Below are 16,264 nucleotides of genomic sequence, written 5' to 3'. Positions count from 1 at the left end.
CCACAACCGGGGCGCCTCAGCACTACGTCGCGACGCTAACCAGCCCCAACTGCCGAGTCGCCGTCGTTGACGGAATCTTGGCGCCACGCTCTCGGGATACTTGCGGAATTTTTACGGACCTCCGCCGATACTCCCGACGCCCCGCGGCCATCATTGACCGGTGGGCACCAGCGATCAGGTCGACGCGGAACGGTCGGATCACCGCAGCAAGCGCGGTGAGCTACGGGTTTACCTGGGTGCAGCACCCGGGGTCGGAAAGACCTACGCGATGCTGGGCGAGGCGCACCGGCGGCTGGAGCGCGGCACCGACCTGGTCGCCGCCGTGGTCGAGACGCACGGCCGCGTCAGGACCGGCGAACTGCTCGACGGCATCGAGATCGTCCCGCCCCGCTTCGTCAGCTACCGCGGTGGGCGATTTCCTGAGCTCGACGTCGAGGCGGTCATGCGACGCAATCCCGAGGTGGTCCTGGTCGACGAACTGGCCCACACCAACACCCCGGGAAGCAAGAACGCCAAACGCTGGCAAGATGTCGAAGAACTCCTCGACGCCGGGATCACCGTCATCTCCACGGTCAACATCCAGCATCTGGAGAGCCTCAACGACGTCGTCGCCCGAATCACCGGGATCGAACAGCAAGAGAAGATCCCCGACGAGGTGGTGCGCGCCGCCGAACAGGTCGAGTTGGTGGATATCACTCCGGAAGCGTTGCGGCGCAGGCTCGCTCACGGCAACGTCTATGCTCCGGAGCGCGTGGATGCCGCATTGTCGAACTACTTCCGTAAAGGCAACCTGACCGCCCTGCGGGAACTCGCGCTGCTGTGGCTGGCCGACCAGGTCGACGCGGCCCTCGAGAAATACCGCGCCGAGAAGAAGATCACCGACACCTGGGAGGCCCGCGAGCGCGTGGTTGTCGCCGTGACCGGCGGGCAGGAATCGGAAACCCTGATTCGACGCGCATTTCGCATCGCATCGAAGGCCAGCGCCGAACTCATGGTGGTCCATGTCGTCCGGGGCGACGGACTCACCGCCGCCTCGACCGCGCAGATGGGCAAGGTGCGTGAGCTCGCGGCCGGGCTGGGCGCCAGCGTGCACACCGTCGTCGGCGACAACGTCTCCGAGGCGCTGCTCGACTTCGCCCGCGAAATGAACGCCACGCAGTTGGTGCTGGGAACCTCACGCCGGTCGCGCTGGGCCAGAATCCTCGACGAGGGCATCGGCGTGGCCACCGTGCAACGGTCGGGCAAGATCGACGTGCACATGGTCACCCACGAGGAGACCACCCGCCCCATCGCATTCGCGGTGTTGATCTCGCGGCAACGCCGGATGGCGTCGTGGCTGGCCGCGCTGATTGTTCCGTCGGCTATTGCCGGGCTGACCGCAGCCCTGCTGGACCCGTTCCTGAGCATCAGCGGCGAAAGCGCGCTGTTCTTCGTCGGCGTCCTCGTGGTCGCACTGCTCGGCGGCGTGGCACCGGCTCTACTGTCGGCAGTGCTGTCCGGGATGCTACTGAACTTCCTGCTCACCGAACCGCGCTACACGTTCACCATCTCCCGACCCGACAACGCGATCACCATCTTGGTGCTGATGCTCGTCGCTGTGGCGGTGGCCGCGCTGGTCGACAACGCGGCCAAGCGGAGCCTGGAGGCACGCCAAGCGGCCCGGGAAGCCGAACTCCTGGCGCTGTTCGCTGGGGCGGTGCTGCGCGGAGCGGACCTCGACACGCTGCTGGAACGGGTCCGGGAGACCTACGGTCAGCGCGCCGTCAGCATGCTGCGCTGCACCGCCGACGGCGACCGGGTGGTCGCATGCGTGGGCGCCGACCCGTGCGTGTCCGTCGATACCGCCGACACCGCCATCGAGGTCGGAGATGACGAGTTCTGGATGCTGATGTCCGGCCGAGGACTTCCCGCGCGGGACCGGCGGGTACTCACCGCCGTCGCCAAACAGGCCGCGGGGCTGGTCCGCCAGCGCGAACTCACCGCCGAAGCCAGCCGTGCCGAGGCCATTCAACAGGCCGATGAGTTGCGTAGGTCGCTGCTATCGGCGGTCAGCCACGACCTGCGCACTCCGCTGGCAGCGGCCAAGGCGGCGGTGTCCAGTCTGCGCAGCGACGACATCGGGTTCTCGCCCGAGGACACCGCTGAGTTGCTGGCCACAGTCGAGGAGTCGGTCGATCAGCTGACCGCGCTGGTGGGAAACCTGCTGGACTCGTCGCGTCTGGCGGCCGGCGTCGTGCGGCCGCAGCTTCGTGCGGTCTACATCGACGAGGTGGTTCACCGTTCGCTCGTCGGGATCAGCAGAGGTACAACGGGATCGGCGTCCGACAGTTGGCAACGAGTCAGAGTCGAAGTCGGCGACACGACGGTCCTCGCCGACAGCGGCCTGCTGGAACGCGTACTGGCCAACCTGATCGACAACGCGCTGCGCTATGCACCCAACAGTGTCGTGCGCGTCAACGCCGGCAAGGTCGGCGACCACGTGCTGATCAATATCATCGACGAGGGCCCAGGGGTGCCACGGGGTAACGACGAACGGTTGTTCGCGCCGTTCCAGCGCCTCGGAGACCGCGACAACAGCACGGGCGTCGGGCTGGGACTCTCGGTGGCGCGCGGCTTCGCCGAGGCGATGGGAGGCACCATCAGCGCCACCGATACCCCGGGTGGTGGGCTCACGGTAGTCGTGGAACTGGCCGCCCCCGATGGTGAACGGCAATGAGCGGCAGCAAGATCCGGGTGCCAGCTGTCGGCGATGTACCGCGTCCGCGGAGACCGATCAGCCGGTCGCCAAACGGACGTGGATACGCTCGGCGACGCAAACAAATCGTCATGACGGGGCCAACGAGCGTAAAGAAACCGTACAGACGATGGCGAGCGCCGGGGGCTCGCAGTAAACCCGAGTCATGAACGATGTTTCGAGTCCCAGGCAACGACCGATGTGCAGTCGGCGGCGGCCCCAGCGTGGCGGGGGGCCCCGATGACAGACCTACTGGCAGTACTGGTGTTGATCGGCGTTCCGGCGAGTGTGTTGCTGACAGTTCGCATGATCAACCTGCGGAGCGAGCGCGAACCGGCTCTGATTGTCGGCGAACCCGATTTCCCGGACGTCAGCCAACTCAGGTGAAGGGAGGGGGATCAGCAGGGGGCGACGACGCCGGCGGCGCGGGCGTTGTCCAGCATCCGGTCCCACGCCGATTCCCCGGCCACGATCAGAACCAGCGCGCCCGCGATCGCGACCGTCGAGACGGCCCAGTACGCCCACACCGAATGGATGCCGGGCAGGGCGGCAAGCATGACACCGGCCATCAGCACGAACACCGCCGCCAGTGCGGCACGTCGAGAAGTAGCCGCCAGTGCGGCACGTCGAGAAGTACCAGCCATGACTCCCACGGTGCGGTGCCCGCCTGAGAAGCGGCTCGCCGGTACCTGTGGATTTCCTATGATTAGCAACCGTGCGCGTGGGCCGTGCGGGCTGCGAAGATCAAGGTGTGGACGCCCAGGACCCCGGCGACGGCCCGCCGCTACGCAACGAGACCGACAGCGAACGGCTGGACCGCAACTGGGCCAGCCTGCTGCAGGAACTGCGTGTGGTGCAGACGGGTGTGGCGCTGCTGACCGGTTTCTTGCTGACGCTGCCGTTCCAAGCCCGCTTCGACATGCTCGACGACACCATGGTGATGGTGTACATGGCGACCGTCGCTGCGGCGGTGCTGTCCACCGCATTGCTGATCGCACCCGTCGCGATGCACCGGATGTTGTTCCGCCGGCACCTTCTGGTTTCGCTGGTCGCCGCCGCGCACCGCTGCGCCGTCACCGGAGTGCTCTTCCTCGGCGTGGCCCTGACGGGGATGACGACGCTGATCTTCGAAGCGGTCGCCGGCCGGCCGGCCGCCCTCGTCGCCGGAGGTTGTGCCCTGGCGTTGTTCATCGTGTTCTGGCTGGTCTGGCCGCTGAGTATGCGCACCGGTGGGTGAGAATCCGCCGCGGCTCAGCGGTGACGCCCGTACCTGAGGAACAGGTAGTCGTCCTCGGAGACCAGCACATGGTGAAGGCCCAACCCGACCGGCGCAGGCAAGGTGCTGGCGATGCCGCGGCCGATCGGCTGGCTCCCGGCCAGCTTCGGCGCCAGCGTCACGCAGAGTTCGTCGACCAGGTCGGCGCTTACCAGTTCGTCCAGCAGGGTGGGCCCGCCTTCACACAACACCCGGGCAAGGCCGCGGTCCCGTAGCCGGGAAAGCGCGCCGGCGATGTCCACGGCGTCCTCGCCGCAGGACAGCACCTCGCACGGTGTCGCGTGCACCTCGGGGTTGTCCCGAGCGCTGCGGGCACTGGTGATCAGGATCGGTGGCGTCGACCCGAACATGGTGTCGGGCAGCTTTCCCGACTGGGAGACCACGGCGATCGGCGGTGGTTGCTCGGACAGTCCGAGGGCGGCGCGCTGCGCGCGGTGGGCGGGGGACAGCCGTACCGGTCCGTAGCGCTCGGCGCGCGCGGTCCCCGCCCCGACGAGCACCACGTCGGCGTAGGCGCGCAGCGCCACCAGGAGTTGCTGGTCAGCGGTACACGACAGCGGCCCGGCGCGGTCGTGAAACCCGGCGGCCCCGTCGGCGCTGAAGATCATGTTGGCCCGCACGCCGTCGGGCGCGGGTCGGTAGCCGTGGTCCTCGACGGCGCTGCCGGCGCCGATCCGTCCCACCTCGGTCATGCGTCGTGGCCGGGGTCGACGTCGCGGACATCGGAGAAGCTGATGAGTTCGCGCAGTTCGTCCGGGGCGCTGCCCGCCACCGGTTCCAGCAGATGCCCGACGTGGTCCCCGACGTCAAAACGGTGGGTGATCCTGCCGACGAACCATGATTCGGCCGCGTCCAGGATCGGCAGCCCCTCGGGTCCGGCATGCCAGGTGCATTGGGCGAACTTGTCGGTGTCGTCACCGGTCTCGCCACCGAACAACCGTGCGACGGGCAATTCCTCCCGCGGGAGCACGTGTACGGCCAGGTGGGTGGCCTCGGCGGCTACCGCGAAGGTGCGGTTGCGCCGCGACAGCCCGACCAGGAACCGGGGCGGGTTGATGCTGGTCTGCGAGCTGAAACCGACCAGGCATCCGGCCTGCTGATCACCTGCCCTGGTGGTGACGATGAACATCGGGTAGTCGAGCAGCGAAACCAGGCTCTCGAAAGCCGCGGCGCCTTGCGCGGTGTCGTGTTCAGCCATGCCGAGCCGAACGGGTCTTCGGCGCACTCATGCGAGCCTCCTTGGGTGGGTGGATCTTCGGAGTGCGGAATGTGCTGCCGGTCGCGCACACGCTACCGCCGCGTACCCGCAGGGCGGGCGCGGAAAACCTGGACAGTTCGTTCATCCGCCCTGGCCAGGCGGCCGGTGATGGGGCGGTTTGGTAGCTCGCGTGCCGGGCACCCTATTGCCACTGGATCACGAGTAGGAGGTCATAGTCATGACACCTGTCACCCGTACCAGGCCGGTGGCCGGCCGACACGGTGCAGATTCCAGTTCGTACTACAACTGGACCGTTCGTCAGCTGAAGAGACGGGCGAAAGAACGGGGGATGACGGGGTATTCCGCGCTGAGCAAGGAAGACCTGATCTTCAAGCTGCGCTACTCCTGAACTGGAAGTCGAGCTCAAGGAGATTCCATGTCAGTGACTGCATTTCAAGATCTACCCATGGCTGACCGTGACCGCGAGTGGGATGGCGGCGCCGCGGAGAAACGCGTGCGTTCCTGGGCGGACGCCACCGACGAACCCAATGAGAAGTACCGCAACGCGCACGTCTGGTACGACAAGGAGAACAAGGACAACTTCACGGCCTACAAGCTGCTGATCGCCGATGTGATCGATGGTGATTTGCGCGCGGTGCCACGAGGGGTGTTTGCGGCCGCAGCGGTGATGCAAGGCTCCCGCGGCGGGGTCGACCTACCGGAGAAGGACATCGACCCGGTGAAAAGCCACCTGGCCAAGTACTACAACAAGATGGACGACACCCCGCCGTGGGAGGACGACGGCTGAGCCGTCACCCGTCTTGGCTGCGGGCCTCCGCGCCGGTCTGTTCGGCGTCGAAGTCGTCGTCGGAGAACGTCTGCCCCACGTAGGCGCCGTCTTCTCCGTCGTTGGCGCGTGAGCTGGCGACCTTGTCGTCGGACTCGACGTCCGATTCGCTCTTGTCCGAATTGGGTTGGCTCATCGCTGGGTTCTCCATATCTGTCGGTCCCGGACAGATGCCCTGCCGCGCCGCACATGAAACACCGTCGGTGAAATGACCTGTGCGTGACGCCGGGCACGGACCCGTTTGGGCGGTTCGTGCGGCCGGGTACCACACCGATATGCCGGATTCGACGACGCTTCGTGCGCTAGCCCTGGTGTGCAGCCTCAAACCGAGCCCTGCGGAGTCGAGCAGCGCGTTGATCGCAGAGCACCTGTTCGAGACGCTACGGACGCAAGACGTTGAGTGTGACGCAGTGCGCTGTGCTGATTTCCAGATCGCGCCTGGAGTCGAAACCGACATGGGCGACGGTGATCAATGGCCGCAGCTTCGCGAGAAGGTGCTTGATGCCGACATCCTGCTCATCAGCACTCCGGTGTGGCTCGGACATCCCTCCTCGATCACCCAGCGGGTGCTCGAGCGGTTGGACGCCGAACTCTCCGAGAACGACGAGCAGGGGCGTCCGCAGATGGCCGGGAAAGTGGCAGTCGTCAGCGTGGTGGGCAACGAGGACGGTGCCCACAAAACGATCGCCGACGTGTTCCAGGCGCTCAACGACATCGGCTACACCATCCCGGCGCAGGGAGGCACGTACTGGAACGGCGCCGCCATGCAGTCCACGGATTACAAAGATCTGGACGAGGTGCCCCAGGCGGTGGCATCCACGACGGCGGCGGTGGCGCGCAACGCCGCGCACCTCGCCCGAGTGCTCAAGAAGTCCGAATATCCACCCTACGAATGACGTCAGGGAGTAGACCCATGCCCGATCTGTCGCAAGATCCAGTCGATCATGTCCGCACTACCCGTCAGCACGCCGGGGAGTCGATGAAAAACGGCGCCAACGCCCCCGGCCTGATCGCTGTCGGGGTCGCCCTGGTGGCACTTTCCGGCGGGCTGTTCGCCCTGGGGACCGGCCGCGCTACGGTCGGAATCATCGGCGTCGTGATCGCCGTCATCGTCGGTGCATCGGGACTTGGCTGGCTGGCATATGCGCACCGGCGCGTGCGGGAAGTCGAAAGGCGTTGGCAAGAAGAGCATCCCGAGGAACCGGTGGGTCCGCCGACGAGCTGAGTTCGACGCCGGCGGAACTCGCAAGCCACGGTTTCGGGTTGGAACTGTGGAGAAGAACAGCGGCGGTTCCGGCCAATTGGTGTGATCAGTGGCTGGAGAATCGTCCTAGACTTGGCCCGTGGGGGCACTCGAAGTTTGTAGTGAAGGCTTACGCGCACTGGCTGGGCAGTGTTCGGCAGACGCGGCACGCTTAGCTGGTCACGTTTCGACCGCGGTGGCGGGGCCGTCATACCAGGCAACAACGAGGGCAGTCGGCGGAGCGTACACGGCAATAGCGTCCACGGCGGCGGTGCTAGCCAGTCGAGTACAGGCCACGGGCGACAAGCTGGCCGTCGCGGCGACGCAGTATGCGAGCACCGAACGAAGCCTCCGAACAGCGCCTGTCAGCGCTGCGTATCGAGCCGTCGCGGGCGTAGATGCCCGCCGGAGTCCCGAGCCTGTCACAAATCCTGGGCTGGGACACCACGCACCTGTACCGGGCGGCCACTGACTGGACGAGCACGGCAGAGAGCTGGGAAGAGACTTTCGCCAACGTGCACCGCGGCACGTTCGCGCCGGGTGGTACCGCATGGGAAGGAGACGCCGCCGACGCAGCCCAGAGCCGCAGCTTCAGTGATCTGGTGACGGTGCGAGGTCTATCTGGGTCGTTGCGGGACGCCGCCGCAGTTGCGAGACGCGGTGCCGACCAGCTTGATCACCTCAAACGTCAGGCCATGGACGCCATCGATGACGCCCACGAAGCGGGATTCACCGTGGGTGAAGACCTTTCAGTCACCGATGCCAGCCAATACGGCGGACTTCGAATCGCATTGGTGCGGCATCACGCAGCAGCTATCGCCGCAAGTGTCGCGGCGCTGAGGACCGCTGATAACGAGATCGCCGCCAAGATCACCACTGCCACGGCCAAACTTGCTGAGCACGGGATCGCCGAGAGACCCGAAGACAAGACCGTGCAAGCACTGGACGCGCCTCTTGCGCCACCGCCCGATCCCGCCTATCCGATCAACGACGTCATTGCCGAGGCCACCGACCTAGACGGCAACCACGTCGTCCTGCGCCGCGGCTACTACGATGCCGTAACTAAGCAGGGCTTCGGGTGGGACAAGATCTACTGGAAACACGGTTTGATCAACCCGAACGTGTTCAACGATCTGGTCTCGCATTCTCGACCGATAGAGAACCAGGGTGGAACCCTGGTGTACGAGGTGCCGATCAACAAGTCACATTGCACGTCCGGATTTCTCGGTCTGCCCAATTGCGCCGACACTGGCGAGAGCCTGACGATGAGGATTGTGGTGAACACCAACCCCAGCTATGACGTGCCCGGTGGCGCGCAGAAAGGAGTGATCACGATGTATCCCCTCCCTGGAGGCAGCGGAGTCGTTGAAGTGCAGAAGAATTGGACGCTGACACCGCCATGGGTGAACAACTATGCACCCATCAACTGAACCCTCACATGACCAGACTCCGACCGACGCGGAGTGTGACTTCGCAGCCAAGGTTCTCCGCGAGCTGCTGCATCGCATAGAGGTACGTAACGCCAATGCTGCCGCCTACCCACGGCCCGGACGGTGCACGTTTCTCGTGTCCCACGCCTGGACCGATGGCTCGTCGATCCGCCTGGTCTACACCGCACCCCCCTCGGATCGCACGTGGGGCTTGGCCCGCGACACCCGTCAGTCGCTCATAGGTCCCGGGCCGTGGAACGACGCGGATGATCCGGCTCTGTACTACTACCTGCTCGATCTGGAAGAAGGTTGGCCAGGCGCAGAATCTCGAGAGCCTGGTGAAAGCGATGACCTGATCTGGTGGCGCGGATACCCGACTACAGAACTCCCGGCCCATCTCTCGGAGCTTCCGGAGGGCGACCGCTACACCTCCCCGCCACCTGACCCGACGTGGATCGACCACACCCCCCCGCCTGTTATGGAACCGCGCCGCTACGCAGACCCCAATGGGCCACTTCCGCCGGACGTACAGCTTCCGCCCCAGTGAATTGGCGGGCACTGGCCTGCCCTTAGTCATTGGGTCGGTGCCGACTTTTTGGGTCGGACAAAGCGGATCAGCTGAGCGGATTTCTGCGGTACGTTCGGCTCGGTCGCCGAGCAGTGGTTCACCACCAAACAGCACGGCGAATCCGAAAACCGTTGCAGGCTAAGGCTCGTTGCCTGACACCATGGTGCTGCCGAAGTGGGAAAGTCTTCCGCTCAAACGGATTGACTACGAGTCCTATTCAACGTGGCTGGGGGCGCTGTCTGTCGACGGTGGCAACGCGCAACCGGCCTATCGGCAAGCCGGATCACCCAGGCGCACCAGCTGGCAGGTGCTGTCCTCAAGTGCGCCCAACGGACCGGCAGGGTCGCGAAGAATATGGCACTCGAGATCAAGCGGGATGAAGATCTTCCCGAACAAGCCGAGCGTGAGCGGCGCTACCTGAGCCATGCCGAGCTTCTGACGCTCGCCAAGGCCGCAGATCGTTTCGAGACGCTGACGTTGGTGCGGGGCTATTGCGGCTTTCGGTCGGGGAGGCAGTCGCACAAAGACGCCGGCATGTGGGGGATCGGGTGCTGACGGTGCGCTCGTCCGCGACCGCGGTCACCGGTAAGGGCATCGTGGAGTCGACGACCAAGACGAAGCGGGATCGCCACGTGCCAGTGCCTGAACCTGTCTGGAAGAAGCTCAAGGCTGAGTTGCCCGCCGACCTGAACGCGGTGGTGTTTCCCAGTCGGAAGGGCGGGTTCCTGCCACTCGGTGAGTACCGCTGGGCATTCGATAATGAGTGCGAAGACGTCGGTATCGACGGGCTGGTAGCTCATGGCCTGCGAGACACCACGGCGTCGCTGGCGATCAGTGCGGGCGCCAACGTCAAGGTCGTGCAGAGACTCCTTGGGCACGCCATCGCCGCGATGACGCTCGACCGTTACGGTCACCTGCTCAACGACGATTTGAGCGGGTGTGGCTGACCCGTTGGGTAAGGCCATCGACAGCACTGCGGTATTCAGGGCGTCGAGATGGGGCCAAATCGGCCTGAAGTACCCTCTGAGCTGCGAACGCCCCCATAGCCCAATTGGCAGAGGCAGCGGACTTAAAATCCGCACAGTGTCGGTTCGAGTCCGACTGGGGGCACCAAAGAACGCGTGGTAGGAGCGATTTGCTTCGAGAAGAGCGACTCTCTTCGCGGCGAGTACGCAGCGTGCTGATGGTCGGCAGTCGGACCGGCTTATAGCTACCCGCCCGAAGTGATCCCGTCGGTTTCAAGTCCCAACGGACCGATCAGCTAGTGCCGGCGACCGGCTCGAGGCAAAACACCCGAAATGGGCGGTCGGTGACATCGGTGTACTTTGCCCATATCGGGAACCACCAGATGAGCTCTGGCCAGGTCTTGGCACGCTCATCACCTTCGAGTAGCCGCGCCATCGCAGAATAAGTCGTTGTACCCGCAGTGATTTCAACTTGCGGATGGGCGAGAATATTCGTCGTCCATGCGGGATGACCGGGACGCCCGAAATTACTTCCAACCACCAGCCACTTACCCGCACCCTGGGGAACCGCCGCCAGCGGAACCGGTCGCTTCGTTCCGGTGCGTGCCCCAGTCACAAGCACCAAGATCACCGGCGCGGTGCGCCCGGCGAACGTCACACGCCCCTTCGACAGTCGATAGCTCCAGCGGTGCAACCGGGGGAAGACCTTCGGCGCCATTCGTCGAAACAGCGGCAGGGCCATGACCCGCGCTTGCAGCTCGCGGGCTCGGGGCACCGGCGTTGGCGCCCACTTCTGATAGACATTATCGTTCATATGTTCAGCCAACATACCGGATTTGCTTGCAAAAGAGGCGCTCTTGTCGTTAAGTAATGAACATATGCCTATAAATGTTCAGCATGAGTCATCGGTGAGCGCGAGCGAGCGTGACCGTCGTGCGGTGCGGCGCATTGCCGCCGGGGTCGCTGCCGGCGCTTTCGTCGCGGTTCTACTCATGTTTGTCACCACCGACCTCGGGTCCCGCTCCGGCAGGTCCTCGACAGGCCCAGCCCGCCTAGGCGAGCCGCTGTTCGGGTTTGACGGCTGGATCTACGTCAGCGAGGTGTCAGCCGTTGTCGTGTTCATCGTGGCAATGACGATCGGGCTCGTTCAGTCCTATCGCCAAGGACGGGCAACCATCGGACTGTTGATGGTGCTGGGCGCCACATCACTGTATTGGCTTGACCCGCTGGCGAACTGGGCGCCATACGCGGTCTACGACCCGCGACTGATGCATTGGCCGGTGAACTGGCCGTGGGCCAACCTATCGACCAACATAGAGCCCCTATTCGGTGCCTTCGGTTACGTCGGGTTGTACTTGGTGCCGGCGATGATCAGCATCGCCGTGTTCCAACGCATGATCCTGCCGCGCTGCTCACCCACCTCTGTGATTCGCAAACACCCTCTCGCGTCGTTGGCGTTGGTGACGGCCGTCATCACGGTCGTTTACGACGCTTTCTTGGAGATCGGACAGATCCGCGCACATGTGTACCAGTACTCACAGGTACCCCCCTTCGGATCGATCTTCGCCGGTACGGAAAACCAGTTCCCGCTGCTCTGGGAATCGGGACTGACAGCGGTTCCGCTGGTGTGTGCAAGCCTGCTGTGGTGGCGCGACGACACCGGCAAAGCGGGAGTGGAGCGTCTGGCGATGCGGCTTCGGCCAGGACGGCCCACCGGCTCCGCCGGGTTGTTCGCACTGATCTTCACAATCCTGAGCCTCGGCTACATCGTGTACCTCATACCGCTGACGATCATTCACCGAGCGGGCTGGGCCAGCGAACTGTCTCAACCGTGGCGCTATTGCGAGAGTCGCGTCTATGACCCCAATGGACGCTGGGCCGCTGCCGGTGAACGCGACACCCTCGCCGGGTTCTGGCCGGGCCCCTACATCGACCCATCGACCACACAGACCACCCCCGTGGTCTCTGGCTGCCGGCCTTGAGGTCCGAGATGTCCCCCTCCCGACCCCCAGTTCCGCCGATCGCCGTTGATGGCATTCGTTCGACCGATACTCGGACTGCGATCATCGAGGCGGCGTGGCTCGAATTCGAGTCGGTGGGAACGCGGCAAGCCAAGATCATCGATATCGCCCGTCGTGCCGGGCTCTCCCGCGGCACCGTGTATACCCACTTCGCCAACAAGTCGGCGATCATCGAGGCGATGGCCGATGACGCGCTCGAAAGAATCCACGCCGCGATGCAGCAGGCCATGGATCTCGAGGACCGCCTCGACGAGAAACTCGGCCGTGCGGCGGAGGTACTCGCGCGCAACCGCCGTCTGTTGTGGAGGTGGCAGCAGGTCTTTGTCGACCGCGAAGTTTCTACTTTTCTCGGAGACAGGAATGGTCGACTTCTGCACGCTACGTGCCAGACGATCGAGCCGTACATCCGACGAGCTCATCAGGCCGGTGAGACCCGACCAGATCTCGACGTCGCTTTGGCCGCAGAGTGGTTCGCGCGGATTCTGTTCTCGCTGTACACCACACCTTCGCCCAATATGGATGTCGATGACCCACGGGCGGTCCGCCGTTTCGTCGTGGATCACGTCGTCGCGGGATTCGGGTCGCACCGATCTCCTGGGCGGGAGGTCTCCTCAGATTTGGTGGGCCTGGTCGGCTTGCGCGCAGAACCACTCGACCCTGCCCCGGATTCGCGAATCCGATGACCACGCCGCGCATGAGCAACCGGTTGGGAGTAGATAGTTGATCGATGCCAGCGCGCCCCTGCACCAGGCGCCGATTACGGAATCCCCAGTGCACGGAGGCATTCCCCACTACATTCCAGTGGGCAACGAGCGCGAGATCTTCCTGGCCGCGCACGCCGCGAATCGGCCCATCCTCATTAAAGGTCCGACTGGTTGCGGCAAGACCAGATTCGTCGAAGCAATGGCCGGAGAACTTGCCATCGATACCTACACCGTGGCATGCCACGAAGATCTGACTGCCGCTGATCTGGTAGGTCGTCACCTTTTACGAGGAGCGGACACGGTGTGGGTCGACGGCCCGTTGACTCGCGCCGTTCGGACCGGGGGCATTGCCTATCTGGACGAAATCGTGGAAGCTCGCCAAGACGTCACGGTGGTCATACACCCGCTGACCGACTACCGGCGCGTGCTTCCGATCGACCGCTTGGGGCAGCAGCTCAAGGCGCCGGACTCGTTCACTCTCGTCGTCTCATACAATCCCGGGTACCAGAACGCGATCAAAGATCTCAAAGACTCCACCCGCCAGCGCATGGTCGCGATCAGTCTTGACTTCCCCCCGCCGGAAATCGAATCGGAGATCGTCCGCTACGAGACCGGACTGGACGGTGCACTACTGGACAGCTTGATCGCTCTGGGTCAAGCGATTCGATCGGTGGATGCGCCCGGTCTTCGCGAAGTGGCATCGACACGCACGCTGGTGTGTGCGGGTGGCCTCATCGTGGCCGGCCTCGATCCTCGGGTCGCGTGCCGTGCGGCCATCGCAGAGCCGCTGACCGACGACGCCTCGCTGACCGCCGGGCTGATCGAATTGGTGAACACCTTCATCACCGTGAAGAGTTGAAAGTTGGCTGACGTGTGCGCGTTTCCGCCGCGTGCGGTGGCCGACAATCCTCCGCTAGGGAACCTTCACGAACTTGAGCTCGTCGCCGCGGTAGCAGCCGGGCGTTGGCTGGAGATTGTCGAGTGCCTGGAACGCACACACGCCACCCATGGCGCGATCTACGTGGCCGCGGATACCGAGCCCAGCACGTTAGGCGCCTGCGTACTCGCACAAGCCTGTCTCGTCGGAGCCGGCAGTCTCGAGGTGGCGTGGTCCGCCGGCCTTCGCCATCAGGGACGACACCGGCGTGCCGCGGCCCGCTATCTGACACTGGAAGTGCCCCGCGCATTGAGAAGGCGTTCTGTGCATCTGCCAGGTTTGGCTGAGCTCGCCGGCTCCATCGGAGCGGGCTGGCCACCATCCGCCAGCGCTGAGGAGTCGCTGCGCCGCGCCCTGACCCGCGAGCCGCTCCCCGATCCGCTGCCCTGGTTCGGGACACTCGCCCAAAGCGTGCCGGTGAACCGTGATTCTGAGGCCATATGCCGGGATCAGGCCAGCCGCAGCGGGCCCGATGAATCCGCGGTCGCGCAGGCCGAAACCCACCCTGACGCGGCCGTGCTCGCGAAGTTTCTCGCCGATCTGGGCATCGAGACTCGGGAAAACTGGCTGCGGCGGCTGCTTCTGCGTTCGCGTAGTGAATCGTCCGGTTCAGTCGCATCCGAAGGTCTCAGCCACACTCGTGCACAGGCTCGGCGCGGCGGAGATTCCGGGGGGCTGTCATGGCGCCCAGGTACCGACAGCCGCACGTGGAACCCACTACGCCCAGTTCTGACCGGATGCCGACGCGAATCATCGCGTTTCTACCCGGAATTCGATGTGCGCCGTATGACGTTGCGACCCGAACGCTGCACCGTTCGCGACATCGACGCGACCGGTGAGTGGACCGGACCTCCGTTGGCGCCGCTGGCGGATCCCGAACTCAGGAGGCGGCTCGCCAGAGTTGTGATGGCCGACGCCCCCAATCGTCGACACAGCGACGGAACCGAGATCGATCTGGATGCGGTCATCGACGCCCGCGCGACGCGTGCGGCGACAGGGCACGCCGACGAACGGCTGTGGATGGCACCCCGACCTCGTCGCCCAGACCTCGCGGTATCGGTCCTCTTGGATCTTTCGGGATCGGTGTCATCGACCGCGTCGGGTGTCACGACCCATCGTCGACAGATTGAAACTGCCGAAGTCATCGCCGACGCGCTACATGCGGTCGGCGCACGCGTCGCCGTGCACGGGTTCCGGTCCCATAATCGGCACAATGTCGAATTGGTTCGCATACTCCCGTTTGGCGCACCGTGGAACGGAAACGCCCGCGAACGCATGCACGCTTGTGAGCCAAGCGGATTCACCCGCGTCGGTGCCGCGATCAGGAGGGTGGCTGACGTCATCGATGATGATAAGGGCGCCTCCCGCCGCGTGCTCATCCTGGTAAGCGACGGTGTCGCATACGATCACGGTTACAGCGGAGCGTATGCGGCAGCCGATACTCGGCACGCGCTGAGTGAGACAAGGGCGCGATCCATTGCCACGCTGTGCGTCACCGTAGGTGCGGACACGAGAGAAGCCGAGCTGCGACAAGTGTTCGGCGATACCCCACGCGTGCGGGCTCGCGCCGTAGGCGAGCTCCGTGGACCGCTGCCATCAATGATCTGGGCAGCGCTGAGAAGCGCGAACCGCACCTCATAGTTGGGCGGCATAGCCGGCCAGGGCGCACGTCCTTCGAACTAGACGATCTCGATCAGGCATCCGGCACTGCGCACAGCCGACCGATTCCCATCTTCCCTTCTCGGTGAGCCGACGTCGGTGACCCGGTGTTCGCGCCGGGGCGGCCATGCGTTGTGAACGTTCGCCGCACCGAAGGCTGCAAGAACGGCGAGTGGCAGACCGGCATGCTGAAGAGTAAGAGGGCCCGCCGCACTGTGCCCCTACCGCCCTGGCTCGCGACCAAAGATGGCGGACTACCTCGCGGACGACCACCCGCGCGCGGACGAGCCGACCGCGCCGCTGTGGCCGAGTCGAAATGACGGCGGCGGCTACCGGGCGAAGGGGGAGCGGTGCGCGGTACCGCTCAATTGGTTGCAGCCGCTCGTGATGGGCGCGTTTCACGACACGATCCTGAAGCCCGCCCTGGAGGCTGTCGGCCGGCCGGCGAGCCGCACCGCGACGGAGGATGTGCCCGCGACGCGGGGCGTAGGGCTCGGCGACCTCCGGCATACGTTCGCCGTCCTTCAGCTTTCGGCAGGCACCCACTTCATGGAGTGTCGAAATGGTTGGGAACAGCACTTTTACGCTGGCTCTCGACACCCACGGCGATGACATTCCCGCGCGGAACGCCTACCGAACCGACCTCACCCCGGCGTCACCCCGGCGATCGGGGGCGATTCTA

19 protein-coding genes, 1 tRNA gene and 1 pseudogene are annotated in these 16,264 nt (G+C 64.8%); 16 read left to right on the top strand and 5 right to left on the bottom strand.

Annotated features, from left to right (window positions below; genetic code table 11):
* The first annotated feature begins 160 nt into the window (after nucleotides 1-160).
* Nucleotides 161-2,716 (top strand): sensor histidine kinase, encoded by a 2,556-nt coding sequence (locus tag BEMPMBAN_RS25890; RefSeq protein ID WP_234897701.1) that lies wholly within the window; start codon nucleotides 161-163, stop codon nucleotides 2,714-2,716.
* Between the two features lie 258 nt (nucleotides 2,717-2,974).
* Nucleotides 2,975-3,121, top strand: a complete 147-nt coding sequence (locus BEMPMBAN_RS25885) for a hypothetical protein (RefSeq protein WP_159234375.1) — start codon at nucleotides 2,975-2,977, stop codon at nucleotides 3,119-3,121.
* A gap of 11 nt (nucleotides 3,122-3,132) precedes the next feature.
* Here BEMPMBAN_RS25885 and BEMPMBAN_RS25880 read toward each other — a convergent pair whose 3' ends face one another.
* Nucleotides 3,133-3,378 (bottom strand): hypothetical protein, encoded by a 246-nt coding sequence (locus tag BEMPMBAN_RS25880; RefSeq protein ID WP_159234373.1) that lies wholly within the window; start codon nucleotides 3,376-3,378, stop codon nucleotides 3,133-3,135.
* A gap of 107 nt (nucleotides 3,379-3,485) precedes the next feature.
* Here BEMPMBAN_RS25880 and BEMPMBAN_RS25875 point away from each other — a divergent pair, with 107 nt between their 5' ends.
* On the top strand, nucleotides 3,486-3,971 hold the full coding sequence (locus tag BEMPMBAN_RS25875) for a DUF6328 family protein (protein ID WP_159234371.1): 486 nt from the start codon (nucleotides 3,486-3,488) through the stop codon (nucleotides 3,969-3,971).
* Nucleotides 3,972-3,985: 14 nt separating this feature from the next.
* Here BEMPMBAN_RS25875 and BEMPMBAN_RS25870 read toward each other — a convergent pair whose 3' ends face one another.
* The gene (locus tag BEMPMBAN_RS25870; RefSeq protein ID WP_159234370.1) at nucleotides 3,986-4,702 is read right to left on the bottom strand and encodes a pyrimidine reductase family protein; all 717 of its coding nucleotides are present in this window, start codon (nucleotides 4,700-4,702) and stop codon (nucleotides 3,986-3,988) included.
* Entirely contained in the window at nucleotides 4,699-5,208 is a 510-nt protein-coding gene (locus tag BEMPMBAN_RS25865) for a flavin reductase family protein (protein ID WP_159234494.1), read from the bottom strand. Before BEMPMBAN_RS25865 ends, BEMPMBAN_RS25870 begins: the two co-directional genes overlap by 4 nt.
* Before the next feature lie 238 nt (nucleotides 5,209-5,446).
* Between BEMPMBAN_RS25865 and BEMPMBAN_RS25860 the strand changes: the two genes are divergently transcribed.
* Both BEMPMBAN_RS25860 and BEMPMBAN_RS25855 read left to right on the top strand, forming a co-directional pair.
* Nucleotides 5,447-5,617, top strand: a complete 171-nt coding sequence (locus BEMPMBAN_RS25860) for a Rho termination factor N-terminal domain-containing protein (protein ID WP_159234368.1) — start codon at nucleotides 5,447-5,449, stop codon at nucleotides 5,615-5,617.
* A gap of 27 nt (nucleotides 5,618-5,644) precedes the next feature.
* Complete coding sequence (locus BEMPMBAN_RS25855; RefSeq protein ID WP_159234366.1) at nucleotides 5,645-6,016, top strand: hypothetical protein; 372 nt, start codon at nucleotides 5,645-5,647, stop codon at nucleotides 6,014-6,016.
* A gap of 4 nt (nucleotides 6,017-6,020) precedes the next feature.
* On the opposite strand, the gene BEMPMBAN_RS25850 is transcribed toward BEMPMBAN_RS25855, so the two are convergent.
* Nucleotides 6,021-6,191, bottom strand: coding sequence for a hypothetical protein (locus BEMPMBAN_RS25850; RefSeq protein ID WP_200846123.1), 171 nt, complete (start codon nucleotides 6,189-6,191; stop codon nucleotides 6,021-6,023).
* Between the two features lie 139 nt (nucleotides 6,192-6,330).
* Here BEMPMBAN_RS25850 and BEMPMBAN_RS25845 point away from each other — a divergent pair, with 139 nt between their 5' ends.
* From BEMPMBAN_RS25845 to BEMPMBAN_RS25820, 6 genes and pseudogenes are all read left to right on the top strand, one after another.
* Nucleotides 6,331-6,951, top strand: coding sequence for a flavodoxin family protein (locus BEMPMBAN_RS25845; RefSeq protein WP_159234364.1), 621 nt, complete (start codon nucleotides 6,331-6,333; stop codon nucleotides 6,949-6,951).
* 17 nt (nucleotides 6,952-6,968) lie between these two features.
* On the top strand, nucleotides 6,969-7,280 hold the full coding sequence (gene usfY, locus BEMPMBAN_RS25840) for a protein UsfY (protein ID WP_159234363.1): 312 nt from the start codon (nucleotides 6,969-6,971) through the stop codon (nucleotides 7,278-7,280).
* A gap of 713 nt (nucleotides 7,281-7,993) precedes the next feature.
* The gene (locus BEMPMBAN_RS25835; RefSeq protein WP_234897700.1) at nucleotides 7,994-8,728 is read left to right on the top strand and encodes a hypothetical protein; all 735 of its coding nucleotides are present in this window, start codon (nucleotides 7,994-7,996) and stop codon (nucleotides 8,726-8,728) included.
* Nucleotides 8,729-9,650: 922 nt separating this feature from the next.
* Nucleotides 9,651-9,851, top strand: a complete 201-nt coding sequence (locus tag BEMPMBAN_RS25830) for a hypothetical protein (RefSeq protein WP_159234359.1) — start codon at nucleotides 9,651-9,653, stop codon at nucleotides 9,849-9,851.
* Nucleotides 9,845-10,274, top strand: a pseudogene (locus tag BEMPMBAN_RS25825) (tyrosine-type recombinase/integrase); the annotation flags it as partial. The gene BEMPMBAN_RS25830 and the pseudogene BEMPMBAN_RS25825, both read left to right, overlap by 7 nt.
* Nucleotides 10,275-10,332: 58 nt before the next feature.
* Nucleotides 10,333-10,409 (top strand) — tRNA-Leu (locus tag BEMPMBAN_RS25820).
* 144 nt (nucleotides 10,410-10,553) lie between these two features.
* Here the strand turns inward: BEMPMBAN_RS25820 and BEMPMBAN_RS25815 are convergent.
* Nucleotides 10,554-11,090 (bottom strand): nitroreductase family deazaflavin-dependent oxidoreductase, encoded by a 537-nt coding sequence (locus BEMPMBAN_RS25815; RefSeq protein ID WP_159234357.1) that lies wholly within the window; start codon nucleotides 11,088-11,090, stop codon nucleotides 10,554-10,556.
* A gap of 79 nt (nucleotides 11,091-11,169) precedes the next feature.
* Here BEMPMBAN_RS25815 and BEMPMBAN_RS25810 point away from each other — a divergent pair, with 79 nt between their 5' ends.
* From BEMPMBAN_RS25810 to BEMPMBAN_RS25790, 5 genes are all read left to right on the top strand, one after another.
* Entirely contained in the window at nucleotides 11,170-12,243 is a 1,074-nt protein-coding gene (locus tag BEMPMBAN_RS25810; protein WP_159234355.1) for a spirocyclase AveC family protein, read from the top strand.
* Nucleotides 12,244-12,251: 8 nt separating this feature from the next.
* Nucleotides 12,252-12,965, top strand: a complete 714-nt coding sequence (locus BEMPMBAN_RS25805) for a TetR/AcrR family transcriptional regulator (RefSeq protein WP_159234354.1) — start codon at nucleotides 12,252-12,254, stop codon at nucleotides 12,963-12,965.
* An 88-nt stretch (nucleotides 12,966-13,053) separates the two neighbouring features.
* Complete coding sequence (locus BEMPMBAN_RS25800; RefSeq protein ID WP_159234493.1) at nucleotides 13,054-13,845, top strand: CbbQ/NirQ/NorQ/GpvN family protein; 792 nt, start codon at nucleotides 13,054-13,056, stop codon at nucleotides 13,843-13,845.
* Nucleotides 13,846-14,007: 162 nt separating this feature from the next.
* Nucleotides 14,008-15,564, top strand: a complete 1,557-nt coding sequence (locus BEMPMBAN_RS25795; RefSeq protein WP_159234352.1) for a nitric oxide reductase activation protein NorD — start codon at nucleotides 14,008-14,010, stop codon at nucleotides 15,562-15,564.
* Nucleotides 15,565-15,828: 264 nt separating this feature from the next.
* Nucleotides 15,829-16,194, top strand: a complete 366-nt coding sequence (locus tag BEMPMBAN_RS25790; RefSeq protein WP_200846122.1) for a hypothetical protein — start codon at nucleotides 15,829-15,831, stop codon at nucleotides 16,192-16,194.
* Nucleotides 16,195-16,264 lie beyond the last annotated feature (70 nt).

It is taken from the genome of Mycolicibacterium austroafricanum (assembly GCF_902705885.1).
In the GTDB taxonomy this organism is placed as follows: domain Bacteria; phylum Actinomycetota; class Actinomycetes; order Mycobacteriales; family Mycobacteriaceae; genus Mycobacterium; species Mycobacterium vanbaalenii_A.
The sequence above is the reverse complement of the archived record's forward strand: the minus strand, read 5'-3'. Positions and strand labels throughout refer to the sequence as shown.

Excerpts from the sequence above, each read along its gene's own strand:
- BEMPMBAN_RS25870 (WP_159234370.1), bottom strand. The coding sequence starts at position 4,702 with ATGACCGAGGTGGGACGGATCGGCGCCGGCAGCGCCGTCGAGGACCAC.
- BEMPMBAN_RS25835 (WP_234897700.1), top strand. The coding sequence starts at position 7,994 with ATGGACGCCATCGATGACGCCCACGAAGCGGGATTCACCGTGGGTGAA.
- BEMPMBAN_RS25830 (WP_159234359.1), top strand. The coding sequence starts at position 9,651 with ATGGCACTCGAGATCAAGCGGGATGAAGATCTTCCCGAACAAGCCGAG.
- BEMPMBAN_RS25850 (WP_200846123.1), bottom strand. The coding sequence starts at position 6,191 with ATGAGCCAACCCAATTCGGACAAGAGCGAATCGGACGTCGAGTCCGAC.
- BEMPMBAN_RS25880 (WP_159234373.1), bottom strand. The coding sequence starts at position 3,378 with ATGGCTGGTACTTCTCGACGTGCCGCACTGGCGGCTACTTCTCGACGT.
- BEMPMBAN_RS25855 (WP_159234366.1), top strand. The coding sequence starts at position 5,645 with ATGTCAGTGACTGCATTTCAAGATCTACCCATGGCTGACCGTGACCGC.
- BEMPMBAN_RS25865 (WP_159234494.1), bottom strand. The coding sequence starts at position 5,208 with ATGGCTGAACACGACACCGCGCAAGGCGCCGCGGCTTTCGAGAGCCTG.
- BEMPMBAN_RS25815 (WP_159234357.1), bottom strand. The coding sequence starts at position 11,090 with ATGTTGGCTGAACATATGAACGATAATGTCTATCAGAAGTGGGCGCCA.
- BEMPMBAN_RS25805 (WP_159234354.1), top strand. The coding sequence starts at position 12,252 with ATGTCCCCCTCCCGACCCCCAGTTCCGCCGATCGCCGTTGATGGCATT.
- BEMPMBAN_RS25885 (WP_159234375.1), top strand. The coding sequence starts at position 2,975 with ATGACAGACCTACTGGCAGTACTGGTGTTGATCGGCGTTCCGGCGAGT.
- BEMPMBAN_RS25860 (WP_159234368.1), top strand. The coding sequence starts at position 5,447 with ATGACACCTGTCACCCGTACCAGGCCGGTGGCCGGCCGACACGGTGCA.
- BEMPMBAN_RS25790 (WP_200846122.1), top strand. The coding sequence starts at position 15,829 with ATGGCGGACTACCTCGCGGACGACCACCCGCGCGCGGACGAGCCGACC.
- usfY (WP_159234363.1), top strand. The coding sequence starts at position 6,969 with ATGCCCGATCTGTCGCAAGATCCAGTCGATCATGTCCGCACTACCCGT.
- BEMPMBAN_RS25845 (WP_159234364.1), top strand. The coding sequence starts at position 6,331 with ATGCCGGATTCGACGACGCTTCGTGCGCTAGCCCTGGTGTGCAGCCTC.